At 71.8% G+C, this 20,894-nt stretch carries 21 protein-coding genes and 1 tRNA gene; 8 read left to right on the top strand and 14 right to left on the bottom strand.

The genetic code is table 11. The features are described 5' to 3' along the window. Positions 1–170: 170 nt before the first annotated feature. The 5 genes from LNK82_RS14035 (at position 171) to LNK82_RS14020 (ending at position 4,148) form a co-directional block, all read left to right on the top strand. Entirely contained in the window at positions 171–1,496 is a 1,326-nt protein-coding gene (locus LNK82_RS14035) for an NAD(P)/FAD-dependent oxidoreductase (protein ID WP_230567395.1), read from the top strand. Between the two features lie 195 nt (positions 1,497–1,691). Further along, entirely contained in the window at positions 1,692–1,814 is a 123-nt protein-coding gene (locus tag LNK82_RS46720; protein ID WP_267935188.1) for a hypothetical protein, read from the top strand. Between the two features lie 3 nt (positions 1,815–1,817). Continuing rightward, a complete protein-coding gene (locus tag LNK82_RS14030; protein WP_230567394.1) occupies positions 1,818–2,936 on the top strand; it encodes an ATP-grasp domain-containing protein in 1,119 nt (372 codons plus the stop codon). Continuing rightward, the gene (locus LNK82_RS14025; RefSeq protein WP_230567393.1) at positions 2,917–3,987 is read left to right on the top strand and encodes a SagB family peptide dehydrogenase; all 1,071 of its coding nucleotides are present in this window, start codon (positions 2,917–2,919) and stop codon (positions 3,985–3,987) included. The genes LNK82_RS14030 and LNK82_RS14025 overlap by 20 nt, the downstream gene beginning before the upstream one ends. Positions 3,988–4,074: 87 nt before the next feature. Further along, positions 4,075–4,148 (top strand) — tRNA-Leu (locus LNK82_RS14020). Positions 4,149–4,341: 193 nt separating this feature from the next. On the opposite strand, the gene LNK82_RS14015 is transcribed toward LNK82_RS14020, so the two are convergent. The 11 genes from LNK82_RS14015 to LNK82_RS13965 all read right to left on the bottom strand — a co-directional run bounded on the left by LNK82_RS14015 (position 4,342) and on the right by LNK82_RS13965 (position 14,668). Beyond that, positions 4,342–5,970 carry a DUF885 domain-containing protein gene (locus LNK82_RS14015; RefSeq protein WP_230567392.1) on the bottom strand — a complete coding sequence of 543 codons (1,629 nt, stop codon included), beginning with the start codon at positions 5,968–5,970 and terminating at the stop codon, positions 4,342–4,344. Between the two features lie 53 nt (positions 5,971–6,023). Then, positions 6,024–6,671: a LuxR C-terminal-related transcriptional regulator gene (locus LNK82_RS14010; RefSeq protein WP_230567391.1), complete on the bottom strand. Its 648-nt coding sequence runs from the start codon at positions 6,669–6,671 to the stop codon at positions 6,024–6,026. Continuing rightward, complete coding sequence (locus LNK82_RS14005) at positions 6,623–7,900, bottom strand: sensor histidine kinase (protein WP_230567390.1); 1,278 nt, start codon at positions 7,898–7,900, stop codon at positions 6,623–6,625. Before LNK82_RS14005 ends, LNK82_RS14010 begins: the two co-directional genes overlap by 49 nt. A gap of 59 nt (positions 7,901–7,959) precedes the next feature. Then, positions 7,960–8,835 carry a pyrroloquinoline quinone biosynthesis protein PqqB gene (pqqB, locus tag LNK82_RS14000; protein ID WP_230567389.1) on the bottom strand — a complete coding sequence of 292 codons (876 nt, stop codon included), beginning with the start codon at positions 8,833–8,835 and terminating at the stop codon, positions 7,960–7,962. 203 nt (positions 8,836–9,038) lie between these two features. Further along, positions 9,039–10,094, bottom strand: a complete 1,056-nt coding sequence (pqqE, locus tag LNK82_RS13995) for a pyrroloquinoline quinone biosynthesis protein PqqE (protein ID WP_230567388.1) — start codon at positions 10,092–10,094, stop codon at positions 9,039–9,041. After that, on the bottom strand, positions 10,087–10,356 hold the full coding sequence (gene pqqD, locus LNK82_RS13990; protein ID WP_230567387.1) for a pyrroloquinoline quinone biosynthesis peptide chaperone PqqD: 270 nt from the start codon (positions 10,354–10,356) through the stop codon (positions 10,087–10,089). Before pqqD ends, pqqE begins: the two co-directional genes overlap by 8 nt. Continuing rightward, positions 10,353–11,024 carry a pyrroloquinoline-quinone synthase PqqC gene (pqqC, locus tag LNK82_RS13985; protein ID WP_268996393.1) on the bottom strand — a complete coding sequence of 224 codons (672 nt, stop codon included), beginning with the start codon at positions 11,022–11,024 and terminating at the stop codon, positions 10,353–10,355. Before pqqC ends, pqqD begins: the two co-directional genes overlap by 4 nt. A 101-nt stretch (positions 11,025–11,125) precedes the next feature. Continuing rightward, the gene (pqqA, locus tag LNK82_RS13980; protein WP_077008179.1) at positions 11,126–11,221 is read right to left on the bottom strand and encodes a pyrroloquinoline quinone precursor peptide PqqA; all 96 of its coding nucleotides are present in this window, start codon (positions 11,219–11,221) and stop codon (positions 11,126–11,128) included. A 78-nt stretch (positions 11,222–11,299) separates the two neighbouring features. Next, positions 11,300–12,469 carry a polysaccharide deacetylase family protein gene (locus tag LNK82_RS13975; RefSeq protein WP_230567386.1) on the bottom strand — a complete coding sequence of 390 codons (1,170 nt, stop codon included), beginning with the start codon at positions 12,467–12,469 and terminating at the stop codon, positions 11,300–11,302. Positions 12,470–12,530: 61 nt separating this feature from the next. After that, complete coding sequence (locus tag LNK82_RS13970; RefSeq protein WP_230567385.1) at positions 12,531–13,232, bottom strand: class F sortase; 702 nt, start codon at positions 13,230–13,232, stop codon at positions 12,531–12,533. A 14-nt stretch (positions 13,233–13,246) separates the two neighbouring features. Next, positions 13,247–14,668, bottom strand: coding sequence for an MSCRAMM family protein (locus LNK82_RS13965; RefSeq protein WP_230567384.1), 1,422 nt, complete (start codon positions 14,666–14,668; stop codon positions 13,247–13,249). Positions 14,669–14,917: 249 nt separating this feature from the next. Between LNK82_RS13965 and LNK82_RS13960 the strand changes: the two genes are divergently transcribed. Further along, positions 14,918–15,718, top strand: a complete 801-nt coding sequence (locus LNK82_RS13960; RefSeq protein ID WP_230567383.1) for a Bax inhibitor-1/YccA family protein — start codon at positions 14,918–14,920, stop codon at positions 15,716–15,718. Between the two features lie 132 nt (positions 15,719–15,850). Here LNK82_RS13960 and LNK82_RS13955 read toward each other — a convergent pair whose 3' ends face one another. The 3 genes from LNK82_RS13955 to LNK82_RS13945 are packed head-to-tail and all read right to left on the bottom strand — an operon-like array spanning position 15,851 to position 18,175. Beyond that, complete coding sequence (locus LNK82_RS13955) at positions 15,851–16,063, bottom strand: hypothetical protein (RefSeq protein ID WP_230567382.1); 213 nt, start codon at positions 16,061–16,063, stop codon at positions 15,851–15,853. 55 nt (positions 16,064–16,118) lie between these two features. Next, entirely contained in the window at positions 16,119–17,339 is a 1,221-nt protein-coding gene (locus LNK82_RS13950) for an acetyl-CoA C-acetyltransferase (protein ID WP_230567381.1), read from the bottom strand. Between the two features lie 56 nt (positions 17,340–17,395). Continuing rightward, positions 17,396–18,175, bottom strand: a complete 780-nt coding sequence (locus LNK82_RS13945; RefSeq protein WP_230567380.1) for an SGNH/GDSL hydrolase family protein — start codon at positions 18,173–18,175, stop codon at positions 17,396–17,398. Positions 18,176–18,273: 98 nt separating this feature from the next. On the opposite strand from LNK82_RS13945, the gene LNK82_RS13940 reads away from it, so the two are divergent. Further along, positions 18,274–19,644: a cystathionine beta-synthase gene (locus tag LNK82_RS13940; RefSeq protein WP_230567379.1), complete on the top strand. Its 1,371-nt coding sequence runs from the start codon at positions 18,274–18,276 to the stop codon at positions 19,642–19,644. Between the two features lie 161 nt (positions 19,645–19,805). Next, positions 19,806–20,891, top strand: a complete 1,086-nt coding sequence (locus tag LNK82_RS13935; protein WP_230567378.1) for an RDD family protein — start codon at positions 19,806–19,808, stop codon at positions 20,889–20,891. The last annotated feature ends 3 nt before the right edge of the window (positions 20,892–20,894 follow it).

The raw sequence follows: 20,894 nt of genomic DNA, 5'->3' as shown, positions 1-20,894 counted from the left end.
GGAACACCCCCTCCCGGCTCAGCTCCAGCTGACCGTCTGGATCGTTCCTCTCAGCACGTTCACCCAGCCGTGCAGGTCAGCGGCTGCGTGTCGCCAATCACGCGGCGACTGTGGTCACAACGGGCCTGCTCGATGCGCCGGAAAGCCCTGCCCGGTGCGACCATGTGTGTATGGCTGCTGTGAAGTCGCAACCCACACGGATCGTGATCGTCGGCGGTGGGTACGTCGGCATGTACACCGCGCTGGGCTTGCAGAAGAAGCTGCGTTCCGGCGAGGCGTCCGTCACGGTGATCGACCCCCAGCCGCACATGACCTACCAGCCGTTCCTCCCCGAGGCGGCGGCCGGCTCCATCGAACCGCGCCACGTCGTCGTGCCGCTGCGCAAGGTCCTCAAGCGCTGCCACGTCGTCACCGGCCGCGCCACGCGCATCGAGCACGAGCGCAAGGCCGTCACGGTCGAGCTCGCCGACGGTCACGTCGAGGAGTTCGAGTACGACGTGCTCGTCTCGGCGCTCGGCGCCATCTCGCGCACGCTGCCCATCCCGGGCCTGCCCGAGGTCGGCATCGGCATGAAGACCATCGGCGAGGCCATCTACCTGCGCAACCACGTGCTGTCGCGGCTCGACCAGGCCGCCAGCACGAACGACCCGGAGCTGCGCAAGCGGCTGCTGAGCTTCGTCGTCATCGGCGGTGGCTTCGCGGGCATCGAGACGCTGGCGGAGCTGGAGGACATGGCCCGCTACGCGCTGCGGTACTACGAGGGCCTCGCGCAGTCCGACATGCACTGGGTGCTGGTCGAGGCCACCGGCCGGATCATGCCCGAGGTGAGCGCGCGGCTCGGCGTCTACACCGTCGAGCAGCTCGAGAAGCGCGGCATCAAGTGCTACCTCGACACGCGCGTCAAGAGCATGGAGGGCGGCCACGTCGTCCTGGACGACGGCACCGAGTTCGACTCGGACACCATCATCTGGACCGCGGGCATGAAGGCCAACCCGATGCTGCGCAACACCGACCTGCCGCTCGACGAGCGCGGCCGGGTCCGCTGCACGGCGGCGATGCAGGTCGTCGGCCTGCCGGGCGTGTGGGCCGCGGGCGACTGCTCGGCCGTGCCGGACCTGTCGCGCACCGAGGAGGACCCGACGGCGACCTGCGTGCCCAACGCGCAGCACGCCATCCGGCAGTCCAAGCTCCTGGCCAAGAACATCATCGCCACCCTGCGCGGCAAGCAGCCCAAGGAGTACTTCCACAAGTACCTGGGCTCGGTCGCGGGCCTCGGCCTCTACAAGGGCGTGGCCGACGTGTTCGGCCTGCGGTTCAAGGGCGTCGTCGCCTGGTTCATGCACCGCAGCTACCACGTGATGTTCATGCCCACGGTCAACCGCAAGTTCCGGGTGTTCGTCGACTGGACCCAGGCGCTGTTCTCGGGCCGCGAGGTCGTCGCCCTCGGCCAGATCCACGAGCCGAAGGCCGAGTTCGACCGGGCCACCAAGAGCTGAGCGCGAACGGCCCCGCGCACGCTGCGCCGTTCGGGCGGAGCGGGCGCGGGGCCGTCCGGAGTAGCCTTCTCACTTGAGCCCCCAGACGGGCTAACGCGCTGCGCGTCGTCTTGACATTGCGTAACGTGAACCCGAGAATACAGCTGGTGTATCGCCTGAATGTGTGATGCATCAGTGGGGAGAGAGGTGACCGCGATGTCTCTCGAGGAGCTGGCCGCACAGCTTCGCCGCGGTGAGATCGAGGATCGTGCGCTGGCGGAGTACTCCGCGGAGTACGCCACCGCCGAAAAGCGTTTTTGCAGCAAGAAAGACGACTGAGTCATGACCGTCTCCGGGTGGGGGAACGAGACCGTCCCCCCACCCGAGGCCGCCAGACCGGCGAAACCCACCCCGCTATTGCTCCAAGGCCAGGACTACCTCTTCCGGTCGCAACCCAAGTGCCTGGACTTCCAGGAGCAGGTCCACCGCCTCGGCATGGTGGACGAGGGCGACGGCAGCCCCGTGCCCTGCGTGCTGGTCCTCGCCCGGGCCGCCGACATGGAGATGAACGAGCTCTCCATCGCGCTCGCCGAACGCGGCATCCGGATGGCCCGCATCGACGCCGACCGCTCGGTCGACCTGCCGCTCACCGTCTACACCGACCAGCCGCTGCTGGAGCTCGACCGCTGGCTGCTGCGCCCGCTGCTGGTGTGGCGCAGGCACTTCGAGCTGACCGCCCTGCCGCTGGAACCCGGCACGCTGGCCGGCGCGTACGCCGTGGACCAGTGGGGCGCGGTCGCCGACTGGCTGTCCAGCCGCGGCGACTGGGCGCACGTCAACCCCAGCCGCAACACCTCCCACCTCAACCGGCTCACCCAGCTCGCCGACGCCGCCGCGTTCGGCCTGAAGGTGCCGCGCACCACGGTCACCACCCGACCCGGCCGCACCCGGCCCGGCGGCGGGCGGTGCATCGTCAAGACCTCCGGCCGCCACCTGCTGGAACCGCGCCCGGGCATGCAGCACGGCCTGTTCCCGCGCCCGCTCGAGACCAGCCGGTCCGGTGACGTGCCCGAGTCCGCGCCGGTGATCGTGCAGGAGTACGTGCCCTCCGACACCGAGGTGCGCGTGTTCGTGGTCGGCGAGCGGTGCCTGGCGTTCCAGGTCGACAAGCTCGACCCGGCGCAGCTGTGGGTCGACCCCGAGGCGGTCCGCGTCACGCCCGTCGACGTGCCGAGCGGGCTGACCGACCGGCTGCTCGCGCTGGCCAGGCACTGGCGGCTCCAGGTGGCCGCGTTCGACCTGCTGGTCTCAGGCGGGGACCACGTGTTCCTGGAGGTCAACGTCAACTGCGACTGGCGGTGGTTCGAGCACCGGGCGCAGGACTCGCGGGTGTCCGACGCCGTGCACGACTGGGTGGCGACGCGCTTCAAGGAGCTGCTGGGTGCGGGCAAAGGTCGCTGAGCACGCGACGCTGTTCTACTCCGACGGCGCCGTGGTGTGGGACGACTACCTCAACCACCGCCAGTTCGCCATCAGCGAGACCGCCGAGCTGCTGTGCCGCAAGTTCACCGGGTTCACCGACGTCGACGCGCTGCTCGCGCCGCTGGCCGAGGACGACCGGGTGGCGCTGCGCAAGGTGATCGAGGAGCTCCTCGAAGCCGGTGTGCTGATCGTGGAGGGCTCGCCCGAGCACGAGCGGGAACGGCGGCTGCTCGCCGGCTGGCGCGACTGGGGCACGTCGGCCCGGCACTTCCACTTCGCCAGCCGCACCCTCGCCGACGCGCCGTACCAGGGCACGGAGGAGCACGACGCCGTGCTGGACGCCAAGCTGACCGCCGAACCGCCGCCCGCGCCGTTCCGCAGCCTCGGGCGCACCGCCGTGCTGCTGCCGCGCCTGGACGGCACGTCGAGGTGGGCGTCGGCGGGGCTGCTCGACGTGCTGCTGGCCCGCCGCACGACCCGCGGGTTCGGGCCGGGGCCGATGTCGTTGACGCGGGTCGCCGAACTGCTGGCGGTGCTGGCCGGCCCGTCGCCCGCGCGACCGCGGATCGGGCGGTCCGGCACGGTGTTCAAGACCAGCCCGTCCGGCGGCGGCCGGCACCCGGTCGAGCTGTACGCGCACGTGCGTGGTGTCGAGGCGTTGGAGCCGGGCTGGTACCACTACGACGGGCTCGCGCACGCGCTGGAGCCGATCGGGGTGACGTGGGGGCCGGCCGAGATGACCGCCGCGGCGGGTGACCAGGACTGGGTCGGGCAGGCGCCGTTGGTCCTCGCGTACACGGGAGTACTCGAACGGACCAGATGGCGTTACGACACGTCACGTGCTTACCGCGTTGTGCAAATGGACGTAGGACACCTGTCCCAAACGGCTTATCTGGTTGCTACGGCAATGGGTTTTGGTATCGGCTTCACCGCAGCATTGCGGGATGAGCTCGTCGAACAAGCACTCGGCTGTGATGCTTATCACGAAGTCGTACTCGGTCTGAGCGCCTTGGGGCCATTACCCGAATGAGCGCAATAGCGGATCGCATTGAGCCGTGCGGGCGACTTCTTCTGAAGTAGCCCCACGAACGCTCGGTAACCGCTTAGGCTCCCCGCTGCCCCCGTAGCCCAACCGGTAGAGGCAGGCTCCTTAAAAGAGTCACAGTACGGGTTCGAATCCCGTCGGGGGCACGTTCGGCGCCAGAGCGACTTCACCCATCTGCCGGGTGAACCCAAAACGGTGCGTCGTGCCGGTCGGCATCGAGCCGGCATCGGGTCACCCGATCGGACCCGCGAACGCGGTGCGGCGCCGTGAACAGGCATACCGCATCGGATGAGTCGCGGAGTCCGATCGGATGACTCGTGCCGGATGACTCGCGCCGGTTCAGCGGTCGCGCGCCCATTCCGCGACGACGTCGGCCAACACCGCGAGCGGCAGCGGCCCGCCGCCGAGCAGCACGTCGTGGAACTCGCGGATGTCGAAGCGCTCGCCCAACGCCTCCTCGGCCGCCGCCCGGATCCGCAGGATCTCCAGCCGGCCGACCATGTACGCCAGCGCCTGGCCCGGCGCGGCGATGTAGCGGTCGACCTCGTTCTCGATCTCGACCAGCGCCAGCGGCGTGTTCTCGCGCAGGTACTCGACGGCCTGCGCGCGGCTCCACCCGTGCGCGTGCAGACCCGTGTCCGCGACGAGCCGGCCGGCCCGCATCGAGTCCATCGCCAGCATCCCGAGCCGCGCCACGTCGCCGGAGTACAGGCCCATCTCGTCGGCCAGCCGCTCGGTGTAGAGCCCCCAGCCCTCCAGGTACGCGGTGATGTGCGCGACCCGCCGCAGCACCGGCAGCTCGGTGAGCTGCTGCGCCAGCGTGATCTGGAAGTGGTGCCCGGGCACGGCCTCGTGGAACGCGATCGCCTCGGCCTGGTAGCGGAACCGCTCCTCGACCCGGTGGGTGTTCGCGTAGTACGTGCCGTGCCGCAGCCCGTCCGGCGTCGGCGCCGAGTAGTAGGCGATCGGCGCGCCCGGCGCGTCGGCCGCGGGCACCGGCTCGACCTGGCAGCGCTGCTCGGGCACCCGGCCGAACCAGCGCGGCGCGGCCCGCTCCGCCCTGGCCACGGCCTCGCGCGCGGCGGTGATCAGCTCGTCCTCGGTGTTCCAGCGCAGGTCGGGGTCGGTGCGCATGCGCTGGAGCACCTCGGCCACGTCGGAGGTGCCGAACACCCTCTGCCCGAGCTCGGCGTACTCCCGCGCCAGGCCCGCCATCACGTCCAGGCCGGTCCGGTGCAGCTCCTCGGGGGTGCGGTCGGTCGTGGTCTGGATCCGCGTGAGCGCCGCGTACATCGCCTCGCCACCCGGCAGCGCGCACAGGCCGACCCGGTCGTCCGGGCGGCCCTCGATGCCCGAGATCACGTCCCGGTAGGCGGCGAGCGCCGGGTGCACCACCTCGGCCAGCAGGCGCTCGCGCTCGGCGTCGAACGCCTCACCGCCGGTCGGGCGGGCCAGCGGGTCCTCGTCGGCGGCCAGGTAGCGGTCCAGGTGCGCCACGGCGGCGTCCACGAGGCGCTGGACGGGCGTGCGGCCCGCCGCCGCGCCGGCGAGCTGCCGTTCGGCGAGCCGGCGCAGGAAGTCGGGGATCGCGGCGAGCCGGTCCAGGTAGGCCCGCTCGGAGTCCGGCCCGGACAGCACGGTCGTCGGCAGGACCGACAGCAACTCGCCCGCGGGCGCGAAGAACGAGTCGGTGATCGTGTACTCGACGCCGAGCGCGTCGATCTCGTCCACGAGCGCCTCGGCCTGCTGCACGACCACCGCACGCGTCACCGGGTCGTCGTCCGCGGGCAGGGCGCGCGCCCGGTCCGCGATGTCCACCGCCCGCGCCCGCGCGGATTCCCCCGCCTCCACCCGGTGGTCGGCGAGCAGGTGGTCGTACCCCGGCACGCCGTAGACGGTCGCGCCCAACGGCGCCCGCGAGAACATCAGGTCGAGCAGTTCGTCGGCCAACTCCGCCGTCGTGCCCATGCGCACCCCCTGGTCGTCGTGAAACCAAGATGGTACTTAGCCTAAGAAACGATTTACACCCGGTCCAAATAGGCCAGCACGGCGAGCACGCGCCGGTTGTCGTCCTCGGACATCGGCAGGTCCAACTTGCCGAAGATGTTCGCGATGTGTTTGCCGACCGCTTTCTCGGTGACGAACAGCCGGCCCGCGATCGCGCCGTTCGAACGGCCCTCCGCCATCAACGACAGCACTTCCCGCTCACGCGGCGTCAACGTGGTCAGCGGCTGGTCGCGAGCGCCGCGCGCGAGCAGTTGGTCGATGACCTCGGGGTCCATCGCGGTGCCGCCCGCGGCGACCCGGCGAATGGCGTCCACGAACTGCTTGACGTCCGACACCCGGTCCTTGAGCAGGTATCCCACCGCGCCACCCCGGTCGGACAGCAGTTCCCGCGCGTAGAGCTGCTCCACGTACTGCGAGAGCACCAGGACCGGCAGGCCGGGCACCCGCTTGCGGGCCTCGATCGCGGCCCGCAGCCCCTCGTCGGTGAACGTCGGGGGCAGCCGGACGTCGACCACCGCCACGTCCGGGCGGTGGTCGACCAGGGCCTTGAGCAGGGCGGGACCGGAGTCGACCGCCTCGACCACGTCGAAGTCGTAGGCCTCCAGGAGCCGGATCAGCCCGTCCCGGAGGAGGACGAGGTCTTCACCGAGGACAACTCGCACGGCAGCTCCATGGTCACGATGGTCGGCCCGCCCACCGGGCTCGCGATGCCGAGTGTGCCGTCGAACGCCGCGAGCCGGCGCTCGATCCCGCGCAACCCACCGTTCTCCGACGGCTCCGCGCCGCCGCGCCCGTTGTCCCCGATCATCAACGACAACCGGCCGTCGTCGTGCCGCACCCGCACCCACGCGCTCGTCGCCCCGCTGTGCTTGGCCACGTTCGTCAGCGTCTCGGCCACCGCGAAGTACGCGGCCGACTCGACCGGCGCCTCCGGCCGGCCGGTCAGCTCCAGGTCGACCTCCACCGGCAGCGGGTGCGCCAGCGCCAACGCGCGCAGCGCGCCGTCCAGCCCGCGGTCGGCCAGCACCGGCGGGTGGATGCCGCGCACCAGGTCCCGCAGCTCGGCCAACGCCTGGGAGGACGACTGGCGCGCCTCGGCCAGCAGCTCCTGCGCCGCCCGGGGGTCCTGGGCCAGCAGCTCCTCGGCCATGCCGAGGCTCAGCCCGAGCGCGACCAGCCTGGCCTGCGCGCCGTCGTGCAGGTCCCGTTCGATCCGGCGCAGCTCGGCGGCCTGCGCGTCGACCGTGTCGGCCCGCGAGTCGGACAGCACGCGCACCCGGTCGGTGAGGGCGGCGGTCGCGCTGGGCGCGAGCAGCCGCTTGGCGACGGTCGCGTGCAGCCGGGCGGCGCGGGGCGTGGCCCACCACGCCAGCACCAGGAAGGCGATGCCGAGCAGCGGCGCGAGCACGAAGTTGCCGGGCGTCTTGTTGTCGATCAGGACGTACTCGACGTCCCCGTGGTCGAGCCAGATCAGCGGCACCACGAAGCCCAGCACGCCGTTGATCCAGAACGCGACCGGCAGCACGCCGCAGAGGATCCCGAGGATCGCGTTGACGGGCAGGAACGCCAGGTCGCGCCACGTCGCCGGGTCGGTGGCGATGGTGCGGACCCTGGTCATCGGGCCGCGGTTCGCGGGGACCCGGTACGGCGCCGGGATCTCCACCTCCAGCACCCGCGAGGCCCACCAGCGGAAGAAGCCGGTGTAGCGGCGGGCCAGCGCGGTGAACACCAGCAGCAGCGGCACGCCGATGGTCACCAGGATCAGCGGGTAGGCGTAGAGCTGGAGCGGGATCAGCAGCAGCCCCGCCACGCACAGCGGCGTCCGGGCCAGCCCCAGTCCGGCCTGCGTCAGCCGGGTGCGGGCGGCGCGTACCAGGTCGCGGTCCGTCATGGCGCCGATTCTTCCGGCTGACCCCCGGCAAATCGGTGGGTTTAACCCCCCAATGCGATCTACAGATCGATCACGGTCCCGTCCGCGACGACCTCCACGCCCGCCTCGGCGATCTTCGCGTGCTCCGGCGACGCCGGGTCCAGCACCGGGTTGGTGTTGTTGAGGTGGGTGTAGATCCGCCTGGTCGCCGGGTGCCCGCGCAGCTCCGGCAGGCTGTGCGCGATCGGCAGGTGGCCCATCGCGGCCTGCCCGCTCGGCCTGCCGGTGGCCGCGCCCATCTCCGACGGCGCGTAGAACGTGCCGTCCAGCAGCACGACGTCGGCCTCCGCCACCAACGCGTCGAACCCGGACGGCCAGGACGCCAGGCACGGCGCGTACAGCAGCACCCCGCCGGTGGCCGGGTCGTGGAACCGGTAGGCCACCACCCAGTGGCCCGCCACCGGCGAGTCGACGGCGTAGCGCGGGCGCTTGCCGCTCACCGGGAACGCGGTGACCTCCAGCCCACCCGCGAGCACGACCGCCTGCTCCGGCTCCACCTGCCGCCACGAGCACTCGCCGTACGTGGCCAGCACGGCACGCGTGGGCGCGAGGGCGTGCAGCACGGTCGCGGGCGCGTGGACCCGCAACCCCGGCGCGCCGCGCAGCACCGCCAAGCCCAGCGTGTGGTCCAGCTCGGCGTCGGTGAACAGCACCCCGCGCACCGGCGTGTCCCGCGGGCCGGGGCCGGGCGCGAGCTCGGGCGTCGCGGCGAGCTGCGCGCCGATGTCCGGCGAGGCGTTGACCAACCACCAGTCCACGCCGTTCGCGCTCACCGCCACCGCGTCCTGCGTGCGCACCGGCAACCGACCGGCCCGCACCGCCCCGCACGGCCCGCACGCGCAGTTCCACTGCGGCACCCCACCCCCGGCGGCCGTCCCGAGGACCACGACCTTCACCGCTCACCTGCCCGCTTCTCGCCGGCCGGGCGCGGTCCGCGCCCGCGGAAGTGCCCGAAATTGTCGTACCCCTGGGGCAGAATAAAAGCAGGGGTCCCCTGGGCGAGGACCCCTGCGGAGCGCGCCCGCAGTGCCCGCGCTCGCCGTGTCCGAGACGTCCGAGGCGGGCGTGTCCGAGACCGCCGTGTCCGCGACCCGCACCTTCACCGCACGACCGCCCGGTGCTCCACGTCGGCGGGAGGGCCGGCCAGGATCAGGTCGACCAAGCCCCGGTGCGGCGAGAGCGTGCACACCGGGTCGGTCGCCGACGCGTCGCCCGTCAGCTGGAACGCCTGGCAGCGGCACCCGCCGAAGTCCAGCTCACGGCGCGCGCACGAACGGCACGGGTCGCGCATCCAGTCGAAGCCCCGGAACGCGGTGAACGCGGGCGAGGTGTGCCAGATGTCGGCCAACGACCGGTCCTTCACGTTCTCCACCCCGAGCCCGTCGATCACCCCGGCCGCCGGGCACGGCAGCACGTCGCCGTTCGGCGCCACGGTCAGCTGCCGCGCCCCCCACCCGTGCATGCACGGCTTCGGGTGCGCCTCGTGGTAGTCGGCGATCACGTACACGATCTCCATCGCCGACCGCGCCTGCGCGGCGGCCACCACCTCACCCGCCCGCGCCAGCTGCTCCCTCGTCGGCAGCAGCGCGGCCCGGTTGCGCAGCGCCCAGCCGTAGTACTGGGTGTTGGCCAGCTCCAACCGGTCCGCCCCCATGCGCTCCGCGAGCGCGACGATCTCGCCCACGTGGTCGAGGTTGAGCCGGTGCAGCACCACGTTCACGGTCAGCGGCAGCCCCGCGTCCCGGATCGCCTCGGCGGCGCGGAGCTTCGGCTCGAACGCCTTCACCCCGGCGATCCGGTTCGCACCGGCCTCGCTCGCGTCCTGCACGGACAGCTGCACGTGGTCGACACCGCGCAACCCCGCGAGCCGCTCGGGGGTCAGCCCGAGCCCGCTGGTCACCAGGTTCACGTAGCAGCCGAGCCCGGCCGCGTGCTCGACCAGCTCCGGCAGGTCCTTGCGCGCCAACGGCTCGCCGCCGGACAGGTGGACCTGGAGCACGCCCAACGCGCGGGCCTGGTCGAACACCTCGCGCCACGACGCGGTGTCCAGCTCGTCACCCCTCCCGACCAGGTCGACCGGGTTGGAGCAGTACCCGCAGCGCAGCGGGCACCGGTGGGTCAGCTCGGCGAGCAGCCCGAACGGCGCCTCAGCCATCGACGTCCACCACCCGGCGCGCCACCAGCCGTGCGACGAGCTCGGCCACGTCGTCCGCCTCCACCCCGTCGAACTCCTCGGTCAGCCGGCGCGCGATGCCCTCGACGGACGTGCGCCCGTCGCACAGCGCGACCACCGCCGCCGCGGTCTCGTTGAGCACCAGCACGCCTTCCGGGAACAGCACCACGTGGCTGTCCCGCGTCTCGTCGTACGCCGTCTTCACGCCCCGGCGCAGGCGCGGCACCGCGTCCAGGCCGATCACGAGTAGTAGTCCACGGCGTCCAGCACCGCTCGCAGCACGTCGCACTTGAACGCCAGCGCGGCGACCGCCGCCTCCTGCTGCTCGCGCGTGCGGCAGTTGCGCACCACGATGTCCACAGTGGACTTCCCTTCGTCGGCGATCACCTTGAGCCGGGCGGTGAAGTACGCGAAGCCCTCCTCGGCGATCCACGGGTAGTGCTCGCGCATGTCCACCAGCCGGCGCGCCATCAGCCCGCGGGAGAACATCTCGGTCAGCCCGGACGCCACCGCCTCCACCCACGGGCGCGTGCGGGCGAACGTCACGTAGGCGTCCACGGCGAACCGCACGCCCGGCAGCACGTGCCGCTCGTCCAGCACCTCCTCGCGGGTCAGCCCGACGGCCTCCGCCAGGCGCAGCCAGTTCTCCGCACCGCCCTCGCCCGGTCCGCCGCCGTCGTGCCAGACGATCCGCTCCCGCCACGCCCGCCGGACCTCGACGTCGGGGCAGTTGGCCAGGATCGCGGCGTCCTTGCGCGGGATCGCCTGCTGGTAGTACCAGCGGTTGGCCGCCCAGAGCTGCAGTTCGTGCTTGCTCAACCGGCCCTCGTGCAGCCGGAGGTGGAAGGGGTGGCGGTCCCAGTAGCGGGGTGCCAGGGCGCGCAGGCGCGCGGTGAACTCGTCCGGCGTCAACGTCGAGCCGGACGACTCGGGAGTGGGCACGGCGGCGGGCACCTCTCGGTACGCGGGCGCCGCGCCCGCCGACGCGCGGCCGGCGGGACGCGGCGGCGGGCTCAACTGCGAGCGGCGTAAGCGGTGACTTCCATGGGGGTGTCGACGTCCCGGAAATCGGGCTTGACCCAGGTGCGCTTCTCGGGCTCGGTGGTCATGCGCTCTACTCCTCGGATGGGTGGTGCTTCTCCGTGGGGCGGCGGTAACCCACCGTAGAGCTTGCGGCGGCTACCGCGCTAGTTCCAGTTCCGCGCGGCGGGTATGCGCCTCAACTGTTCCAGCACCACCGGATCTTGCAACTGCATCCACTGGATCACCTCCGTGTAGGTGGCGCACACCGTTTCGGGCTTGACGCACACCTCGGCGAGGAACCCCTCCACCGCGTTGCTGAACGCGCCGCCGGCCCACTCGTTGAAGTGGTTGCCGATCACGATCGGCGCGCGGTTGCCGTTGACCGCCGACTGGTACACCGAGCGGTACGTGTCCAGCACGATCCGGGTGTAGTCACCGGCCTTGTCGGGCTCCTCCTTGGCGCCGTTGAGCGCGAACCAGAGGTTGAAGTCCATCATCACGACCTGCTTGCCCAGCGCGGGCACGCGCACCTCCGGCATGGGGAACTCCCACATGCCCTCGTGCACGAACGGCCACACCACCCCGAGGCTCACGTGGCTGGTGTCGTAGGCCAGGCCGTGACCGAGCATCGCCGGGAACGCCTGGCCCCACTGGCCCTCCAGGCAGGGCGTGCGCCCGCCGCGCACGGCCGCCGGGTCCAGCTTGAACCCGCGCTGCCTCGCCTTCTCCACGATCGCGAAGAACTGGTCGAGCTCCCGGTTCCACTGGTCGGTGTTCCAGGTGCCGACGTTGGGCTCGTCGCCGAGGCAGTAGTGGCCGTTGTAGTGCGTGCCGATCTCGTGGCCCGCGTCGATGGCCGCGTTGAGGTAGCCGATGCGCAGGTCCACGTCCGCGCGGCTGCCGCCGAACCCGATGGAGGAGTAGCCCGGCCGGTGCCCGGGGCCGGTGTAGGTGCGGCCGTCCTCGTCCGGCACCAGGTACACGCCCGACAACAGGCCGGTGACGTGCGCGTTCGCCTGCTTGGCGATCGGCATGATCCGGTCCCAGTGCGGTTTGGACGCGGCGCCGTCGAACGAGAACAGCACGAACTGCGGCGGCTTCTCGCCGGGCTGCATGCGCCGCATCCACGCCGGGGGTGACGCCGCGGCGGGCACGGCGGGCGCGGCGGCGGCGCTGGTGCTGCTGGTCGCGCGCGGCGCCATCGGCAGCGGCGCGGCCAGGTCGCCCGCGACGTTGCCCGGTCTGGGTTCGCGGGCTCCCAGGACGGCCAGCACCACCAGGGTGAGTGCCAGCGCGACGCCCGTGCTCAGCCAGCCCCATCGCTTCACAACCACAGGACGACGGGAAGTAGCCGGAGGTTGCCTCTTCGTGACGTGACTACCAAGCGTGGCCGCGTCACGACACGGGTGTGGCGGTGACGACCTGGTTCTCCTCGTAGCCGGTGTCGCCGCCGACCCACCGCCCGCCGCACGTCACCAGCACCAGCCGGTGCCCGCCGCGCGGACCGAACAGCTCGACCGCCCGCGACGGCAGGGCGTCCTTGCGGACCGCCTCGACCCGGCTGACCCGGAACCGGAACGCCCGGCCCGCCGTGTCGACCACGGTCACCTCCTGCCCGACCGCCATGCGCCACAGCTCGTCGAACGGCCCGGTCACGCCCTTCCAGTCCACGTGCCCGGCCAGCACCGTCGCGCCCTCCGCCGCGCCGAGGTCCACGCCCCACCACGTGGCCTCGCCGACGCCCTCCGGGATCGGCAGCGCGCCGTCCGCGGTGACCTCCTCGCGCACCAGGGTCGCCAACCCGCCCTCGGGCAGCCGCACGGTCCCCGGCTGCTGCTTGGGCGGTTCGGCGGGCGGCGGGGGAGCCGTGGTGGTGGTCGTGGCCGGCGGAGGTGACGCGGGCGGGTTCGCGCCGGCCGGCATGCCCGCCAGGTCGACGCCGCGCCCGGAGCGCGCGCTGTCGCCCAACGGGTGCGGCACGACCGCGTCACCGGGGATCGGCAGGCCGGCCGCCACGACGTCCGGCGGCCGGGTGGCGACGAGCGCGGCGGAGGCGAGCAGAGCCGCCACCGCCGCGCCCGTCAGCAGAGCCTTCATCACGGACGTGGACCTCACCGGCGGGCGGTCGCCCGTCGCCGCACGAGCAGGCCGACCAGCGTCGCGCCGATCAGGACCACGCCGCCGAACCCGACCAGCGCGCCGGCCGACACCTCGGTGGTGTACGCGGCCTTCGCGACCACGCCGGCGCCCTGGGAACCGGCGGCGATCGTGATCGGGACGACCGGTTTGTCCGGTTTGTTGGTCAACGCCAGCGCCAGCGTCTGGCCCGCCTCGACCGTCCCGCACACCTTGGGCGGCGCGTTGGGGTCGAAGAACTCCTCGTAGCCCTTGACCGGCGCGACCTCGACCACGCAGATCTCCTGCGGCGTGCGCAGGTCGGGCACGGCCGCGGTGCCGTCGGCGGCGGTCTGGAGCACGACCGGCGTGCCCTCGGGCCCGGTCAGGGCGGTGTCGTCCTGCCGCTTCGCGGGCGTCTGGCCGTCGGCCCCGGTCACCTTCAGCGCCACGCCGGCGATCGCCTTGCCGGTCTCGGCGTCGGTCTTGGCGACCTTCACCGCGCCCGGCGCGGTCTTCGCGGTGGTCGACGCGTTCGCGGTCAGCTTCTTCTCGCCGCCGGTGGTGACGATCCGCTGCATGTCGTTGTCAGCGGGCACGTGGACCTTGGGCCGGTCGGCCGGGCTGTCCAGCTTCACCGTGACCGACGGGTTGGGACCGGTCGGCACGACCTGCACCGCCAGCGCCTTGCCGTCGGTGGAGGTGGTGAGCTCCCCGGTGGCGGCGCCGGACTCCAGCGTCGCGTCGGCCAGCTCCACGCTCACCGGCGCGCCGGCCACCTGCGCGCCGTCGGTCTTGGTGATGTCCACCACCCACGTGTCGGGCGTGCCGATGACCTGCTCCTTGGTCGGAGCGCTCACCTTGGCCGTCCACGGGCCGCGGTTGGCCGCGGCCTCCTCCTCCAGCCGCTTCACGGCCTGCTGGGCCTGGCCGAAGCGCCCGAGCTGCCGGAAGTGGAAGTCCGCGTTGTAGGCGATGTGCCGGAAGTCGCTGTTCGGGTCGAGGGAGATGCCCTTGGCGGGGTCCTCGTAGGCCGTCCAGGTGTGCAGCAAATGCGCCAGCGCCGCCGCCTCGTCATTCGACTGGGTGTTCGCGTACCTCAACAGGAGGTACGAGATGCTGCCCGCCACGTCGTCGGACAGGCGTGCGCCGCCCTTGGAGAGCAGCTCGTCGCCCTCCTTGTACTCCACCCTGCTGTCCGGCGCGAGCAACGAGTACTGCACGCACCACACCAGCTGGCCGCGCCACTTGTAGGCGCCGAGCCAGTCGCCGCCCGCCGGCTTGTTGCGGTACCCCTGCGCCTCGGTCTCGTACCCCGGACCCTTCTCCACCAGCGGGGGCTGTGCGCCCGCGGCGGGTGCGGCGAGCAGGGCCAGACCGGCCGCGAGCGCCGCGCCGGCGAGTCGTCTCCACACCATGATGTCCTGAACCCCTCGGGCGCGCCGGTGGGCGTCGCCGGTCGGTGAGAGCTGCCGGGACTGAGCCTTACGGGTCCGAGATCACGTCGACAAGCCACCAGCGGGGTGGAACGCCGACTACGCTCCGCAGCGCGGGGTGTGGATTCGAGATCGACAGCCCGAGTAAAGTCGCTTTTACCCGACGGGAACCGATCGACTCGTGTGGTCGTTGAACCCCGTGACGGCGTCAGCACGCCACAGGAGGACGAGGTGCGTACCACCAGCAACCCCGCGTTCCGCAACCTGCCGACCAGCGGCGGTGGCGGTAACTACGCAGGCTTCGGCCAGCCCTACGAGGCGCAGCAGTACGGCGGCTACCAGGGCGCGCCGCCGACCACCGGCGAGCGCCCCATCACGATCGACGACGTGGTCACCAAGACCGCGACCACGCTCGGCGTGGCCATCCTCACCGGGTTCGTCTCGGCGTGGCTGGTGCTCTCCGGCCAGGTCGCGCCGTTCGCGCTCGCCGTGCCCGGCATGCTCATCGGGCTGGTCCTGGCCCTGATCATCATCTTCAAGCGCACGCCCAGCGGTCCGATGGTGCTCGCCTACTCGGCGGCGGAGGGCGTGTTCCTCGGCGCCATCACCGGCGTGTTCGAGGCGATCTTCCCGGGCATCGCCTGGCAGGCGATCCTGGGCACGTTCGGCGTCTTCGGCGCGATGCTCGTGGTCTACAAGACCGGTGCGATCCGCGTCACCCCGCGCCTGACCAAGTGGATCATCGGCGCCACCGTCGGCGTGGTCGTGCTCATGCTCGGCAACCTGGTCATGGGCCTGTTCGGCGTGAACATGGGCCTGCGCGACGGCGGCACCCTGGCGATCATCTTCAGCCTGGTGGTCATCGGCATCGCGGCGTTCAGCTTCCTGCTGGACTTCGAGGCGGCCAACGAGATGATCCGCGGCGCGATGCCCGCCAAGTACGCCTGGCTCGCCGCGTTCGGCCTGATGACCACGCTCGTCTGGCTGTACCTGGAGATCCTGCGCCTGCTGTCCTACTTCCAGAACGACTAGCACCACCCGCACGCGCGAAGGGCGCCCCGGCCACCGCCGGCGGCGCCCTTCGCGCGTGTCCTACGTTCAGGACCCGAGAGTCCTACGTTCAGGACCCCCGAGTTCAACGCTCAGAACATGCCGGTCGGGCGTTCAGCCGCACCACGCGTGGTCGTCCTCCATCGTCGAACCGACCTCGACCAGGCACGGCACGCACAACGCCCCGGTCCGCGACCGCAGCACGTGCTCCGGCGGCACGGAGTGGGCGCAGGCCGCCTCGAAGTACGCCTCCGAGGCCTGGTCCACGGCGAACGCGTGGCACAGCCGGTCGTACCCGCTGTGCCACCACACGTACGGCATCGTCACCCGACACCTCCCTACTCAAGGGTAGGACGACGGGTAACGGCATCCGTGACGCGGTTCAGCTCAACCGTTCGACGACCATCGCCATGCCCTGGCCACCGCCGACGCACATGGTCTCCAGGCCGAACTGCTTGTCGTGGAACTGCAGCGAGTTGATCAACGTCGTGGTGATCCGCGCGCCGGTCATCCCGAACGGGTGACCCACGGCGATCGCGCCGCCGTTGACGTTGAGCCGGTCCAGGTCGATGCCGAGGTCCCGGTACGACGGGATGACCTGCGCCGCGAACGCCTCGTTGATCTCCACCAGGTCGATGTCCGAGACCGACATCCCGGCCAGCGCCAACGCCCGCTTCGACGCCTCCACCGGCCCGAGCCCCATGATCTCCGGCGACAGCCCGGACACGCCGGTCGACACGATCCGCGCCAACGGCGTGATGCCCAGCTCCTTCGCCTTCACGTCGCTCATGATCACGAGCGCCGCCGCGCCGTCGTTCAACGGGCAGCAGTTGCCCGCCGTCACGCGGCCGTCCGGCCGGAACACCGGCTTGAGCCCCGACACGCCCTCGATCGTCACGCCGGGCCGCGGGCCGTCGTCGGTCGACACGACCGTGCCGTCCGGCAGCGTCACGGGCGTGATCTCCCGCGCCCAGAAGCCGTTGGCGATGGCCTTCTCGGCGAGGTTCTGCGACCGCACGCCGAACTCGTCCATCTCCTGCCGCGTCACGCCCTTGGCCAGCGCCAGGTTCTCCGCCGTCTGACCCATGGCGATGTAGATGTCGGGCACCTGCCCGTTCACCCGCGGGTCCACCCACTCCGGCGCCCCGGACTCCGCCACGGCCGCCGTGCGGGCCTCCGCGTCGGCGAACAGCGGGTTGTGCGTGCCCGGCCACGAGTCGGACGACCCGCGCGCGAAGCTCGACACGGTCTCCACGCCCGCGCTGATGAACACGTCGCCCTCGCCGGCCTTGATCGCGTGCAGCGCCATCCGGGTCGTCTGGACGCTCGACGCGCAGTAACGGGTCACCGTCGTGCCGGGCACGTTGTCGTACCCCGCGAGCACGGACACCACGCGGCCCATGTTGAAGCCCTGCTCGCCGCCGGGCAGGCCGCAGCCGAGCATGAGGTCGTCGATGTCGTTCGGGTCGAGCTGCGGCACCTTCGCCAGCGCGGCCTTGAGGACCTGCACGGTCAGGTCGTCGCCCCGCACGTCCTTGAGCGAGCCCTTGCCCGCGCGCCCGATGGGCGACCGGGCGGTGGAGACGATCACGGCCTCAGGCATTACGGAACTCCTTTGTTTCGCCGCAACGTGTGACGTGCAGCCTAGTTAACGCCCGTTCAGCGCGGCCACCACTCGTGACGAAGGACGCCGCACAGCGGCGCCAGCAGGATCGAGGTCGCCGCCTCGTACCCGGCCGCGCTCGGGTGGAACCGGTCCCGGCTGAAGTAGTCGGCGTGCCGCGCCCGGAACTCCGCCGCGAGCAGGTCGCCCATCGCCACCGCCACGCCGCCCGCCCGTTCCACCTCGACCCGCTGCGCCCGCGCCAACCGCCGCGACCACTCCCGCGCCACCGACCGCGCCGGTTCCGCGATCGGCCGCACCGTGCCCAGGTCGGGGCACGTGCCGACGACCACGCCGACCCCTGCCGCACGCAGCCGCCGCACCTGCGCGCCCAGCAACACCGCCGACCCCGCGATCGACAGCCGCGTCGTCACGTCGTTCGCGCCGATGATCACCAGCGCCACGTCCGGCGGGTCGGCCACCACCCGGTCCACCTGCGCCGCCAAGTCACGGGACGTCGACCCGGAGATCGCGTACGTCTCCAGCCGCACGGGCACGCCCACCTCGTCGGCCATCCCGGTCGCCAGCACCACGCCCGGCAGCTCGGCCGGGTCGTCCACCCCCAGCCCTGCCGCCATCGAGTCGCCGAGCACGGCGAACCGCACCGGCGTCCCGTCGCCGTCCCCGTACACGGCGTCGGCGCGCAACGGCGGCGCGTGGGGCGCCCCGATCACCACCCGCGCCCGCCGGGACTGCTCGGTGACCAGCCCGTACGCCACTCCGGTCAACCCGCCCAACGCCCCCGCGACCACCGCGAGGAGCCGAAACCCCCGCATCGGACCCTCCCCTCTCCCGACACCCATCGTCCACCCGGCCGAACACCGCGCCACCGATATACGCTCAGCGCGTCATCTCAAGAAGTGGAAGGTCCGTCGTGGAGTACGTCGAGAGCGTCGTAGACCTGGTCGGCAACACGCCGCTGGTGAAGTTGAACGCGGTGGCCGAGGGCCGCCGGCCGCTCATCCTCGCCAAGGTCGAGTACCTCAACCCCGGCGGCAGCGTGAAGGACCGCATCGCGCTGCGCATGGTCGAGGCGGCGGAGCGCAGCGGCGAGCTCGAGCCCGGCGGCACGATCGTCGAGCCCACCTCGGGCAACACCGGCGTCGGCCTCGCGCTCGTGGCCCAGCAGAAGGGCTACAAGTGCGTCTTCGTCTGCCCGGACAAGGTCAGCGTGGACAAGCGCAACGTGCTCAAGGCCTACGGGGCCGAGGTCGTGGTGTGCCCGACCGCGGTCGCGCCGGAGCACCCCGACTCCTACTACAACGTCTCCGACCGCCTGGTCGCCGAGATCCCCGGCGCGTGGAAGCCCAACCAGTACGCCAACCCGGAGAACCCGGCCAGCCACTACCACGGCACGGGTCCGGAGGTGTGGCGGCAGACCGAGGGCCGGATCACGCACTTCGTCGCGGGCGTCGGCACCGGCGGCACGATCTCCGGCACGGGCAAGTACCTCAAGGAGGTCTCCGAGGGTCGCGTGAAGATCATCGGCGCGGACCCCGAGGGCTCGGTCTACTCCGGCGGCACCGGCCGGCCGTACCTGGTGGAGGGCGTCGGCGAGGACTTCTGGCCGGACGCCTACGACCGGGACGTGTGCGACGAGATCGTCGCGGTGAGCGACGGCGACTCGTTCGAGATCACCCGGCGCCTGGCCCGTGAGGAGGGGCTGCTCGTCGGCGGCTCGTGCGGCATGGCCGTCGCGGCGGCGCTGCGGGTCGCCGAGACCGCGGGGCCGGACGACGTGATCGTCGTGCTGCTGCCCGACGGCGGGCGCGGCTACCTGTCGAGCGTGTTCAACGACAAGTGGATGGCGCAGTACGGGTTCCTGTCGCCCGACACGTCCGGCGCGACGGTCGGCGACGTGTTGCGGCGCAAGGACGGCACCGTGCCCGACCTCGTGCACGGCCATCCGAATGAGACGGTCGCCGAGGCGGTCGCGATCATGCGCGAGTACGGCGTCTCCCAGATGCCGGTCGTCAACGCCGAGCCGCCCGTGATGGCGGCCGAGGTGGCGGGCGCGGTCAACGAGCGCGACCTGCTCGACGCGCTGTTCACCGGCAAGGCGCAGCTGACCGACCGGCTCGACCGGCACATGTCGTTGAAGCTGCCCACGATCGGCGCCGGCGAGTCGATCAGCTCCGCCATGGCGGCACTGTCCTCAGCGGACGGTGCGCTGGTGCTGGAGGACGGCAAGCCGGCCGGAGTCGTCACCCGGCAGGACATCCTGGGTTTCCTCGCCGGTCGCTGATCGGCTGCCGGCCGGCCCCCGGAACGCGGTCGACGTGTCCTGCCCCTCATCGCGGATCGGGACAGGTTGACCGGTTGTGCGTGGCCGAGGGGGCGGCATCCGCTAGCGTTGGCCACCGACTCATACACCTACGGCCCGTGCCAAGGGGGTTGGAAACTCCGATGAACGCTCCGCAGCCGCCAGGGAACCAGCAGTTCGGCGGTCAAAACCAGCAGGAGCAGGGGCAGGGTGCCCAGCCCCCGAACGCCGACGCGACGCAGGTCGTGCCCGGCGGCGGCCAGCCCCCTGCTTTCCCGCCGCCGGAGGCGACCCAGGTCGTGCCCTCCGGACCGCAGCAGCCCCAGTCGAACCCGGACGCGACCCAGGTCGTGCCGCCGGGCGCGACGCAGCAGCCCGGGTCCAACCCGTACGGTCAGCCGGCGCAGCAGCCCGGCTCCGGCGCGTTCCCGGCCCAGCAGCCGCCCCAGTACGGGCAGCAGCAGCCCGCCCAGTACGGCCAGCAGCAGGCTTACGGGCAGCAGCCGCCGTCCAACCCGTACGGCCAGCCGCAGCAGCCGCAGCAGTACGGCCAGCAGCAGCCCAACCCGTACGGCCAGGCGCCCACGTCGAACCCGTACGGCCAGCCGCAGCAACAGCAGCAGCAGGCGTGGGGCGCCCAGCAGGCGTACGCCGCGCAGCCCGCTTACGGTGCGCCGTCAGGGGGTTACGCGGAGTGGGGCAGTCGGGCCGTCGGCGCGTTGATCGACTACGTCGCGCCGGGCGTGATCGTCGGCATCCTCGCCGGCATCGGCGCGGCGACCGGTGACCCGACGCTCTACCTGATCCTCATGGGTGTCGGGTACGTGGGCCTGCTCGGCTTCATGATCTACAACTCCTGGTACCTGGCCGGCACCACGGGCCAGTCGATGGGCAAGAAGGTCGCGAAGATCAAGCTCATCAAGGAGGAGACGGGGCAGCCGATCGGTTTCGGCAACGCCTTCGTGCGCCACCTGTGCCACTTCGTCGATTCGCTGCCCTGCTACGCGGGCTGGTTCGCGCCGTTGTGGGAAGCGAAGAAGCAGACGTGGGCCGACAAGATCCTGGGCACCATCGTGGTCAACGCCCCCGCGGGCGCGGCTCCCGGCGGCTACCCCGGTGGCTACGGCCAGCAGCAGCCCAACCCGTACGGCCAGGCGCCCGCGTCGAACCCGTACGGCCAGCCGCAGCAGCAGAACCCGTACGGCCAGCAGCCGCCGCAGCAGTGGTGACTT

This window comes from Saccharothrix luteola (genome assembly GCF_020859565.1).
Lineage (GTDB): Bacteria > Actinomycetota > Actinomycetes > Mycobacteriales > Pseudonocardiaceae > Actinosynnema > Actinosynnema luteola.
Note: the sequence above shows the minus strand (reverse complement) of the source record. Positions and strands in the feature narration are given on the sequence as shown.

Excerpts from the sequence above, each read along its gene's own strand:
- LNK82_RS14035 (WP_230567395.1), top strand. The coding sequence starts at position 171 with ATGGCTGCTGTGAAGTCGCAACCCACACGGATCGTGATCGTCGGCGGT.
- LNK82_RS46720 (WP_267935188.1), top strand. The coding sequence starts at position 1,692 with ATGTCTCTCGAGGAGCTGGCCGCACAGCTTCGCCGCGGTGAGATCGAG.
- LNK82_RS14030 (WP_230567394.1), top strand. The coding sequence starts at position 1,818 with ATGACCGTCTCCGGGTGGGGGAACGAGACCGTCCCCCCACCCGAGGCC.
- LNK82_RS14015 (WP_230567392.1), bottom strand. The coding sequence starts at position 5,970 with ATGGGCACGACGGCGGAGTTGGCCGACGAACTGCTCGACCTGATGTTC.
- LNK82_RS14005 (WP_230567390.1), bottom strand. The coding sequence starts at position 7,900 with ATGACGGACCGCGACCTGGTACGCGCCGCCCGCACCCGGCTGACGCAG.
- pqqE (WP_230567388.1), bottom strand. The coding sequence starts at position 10,094 with ATGGCTGAGGCGCCGTTCGGGCTGCTCGCCGAGCTGACCCACCGGTGC.
- pqqA (WP_077008179.1), bottom strand. The coding sequence starts at position 11,221 with ATGACCACCGAGCCCGAGAAGCGCACCTGGGTCAAGCCCGATTTCCGG.
- LNK82_RS13970 (WP_230567385.1), bottom strand. The coding sequence starts at position 13,232 with ATGAAGGCTCTGCTGACGGGCGCGGCGGTGGCGGCTCTGCTCGCCTCC.
- LNK82_RS13965 (WP_230567384.1), bottom strand. The coding sequence starts at position 14,668 with ATGGTGTGGAGACGACTCGCCGGCGCGGCGCTCGCGGCCGGTCTGGCC.
- LNK82_RS13950 (WP_230567381.1), bottom strand. The coding sequence starts at position 17,339 with ATGCCTGAGGCCGTGATCGTCTCCACCGCCCGGTCGCCCATCGGGCGC.
- LNK82_RS13945 (WP_230567380.1), bottom strand. The coding sequence starts at position 18,175 with ATGCGGGGGTTTCGGCTCCTCGCGGTGGTCGCGGGGGCGTTGGGCGGG.
- LNK82_RS13935 (WP_230567378.1), top strand. The coding sequence starts at position 19,806 with ATGAACGCTCCGCAGCCGCCAGGGAACCAGCAGTTCGGCGGTCAAAAC.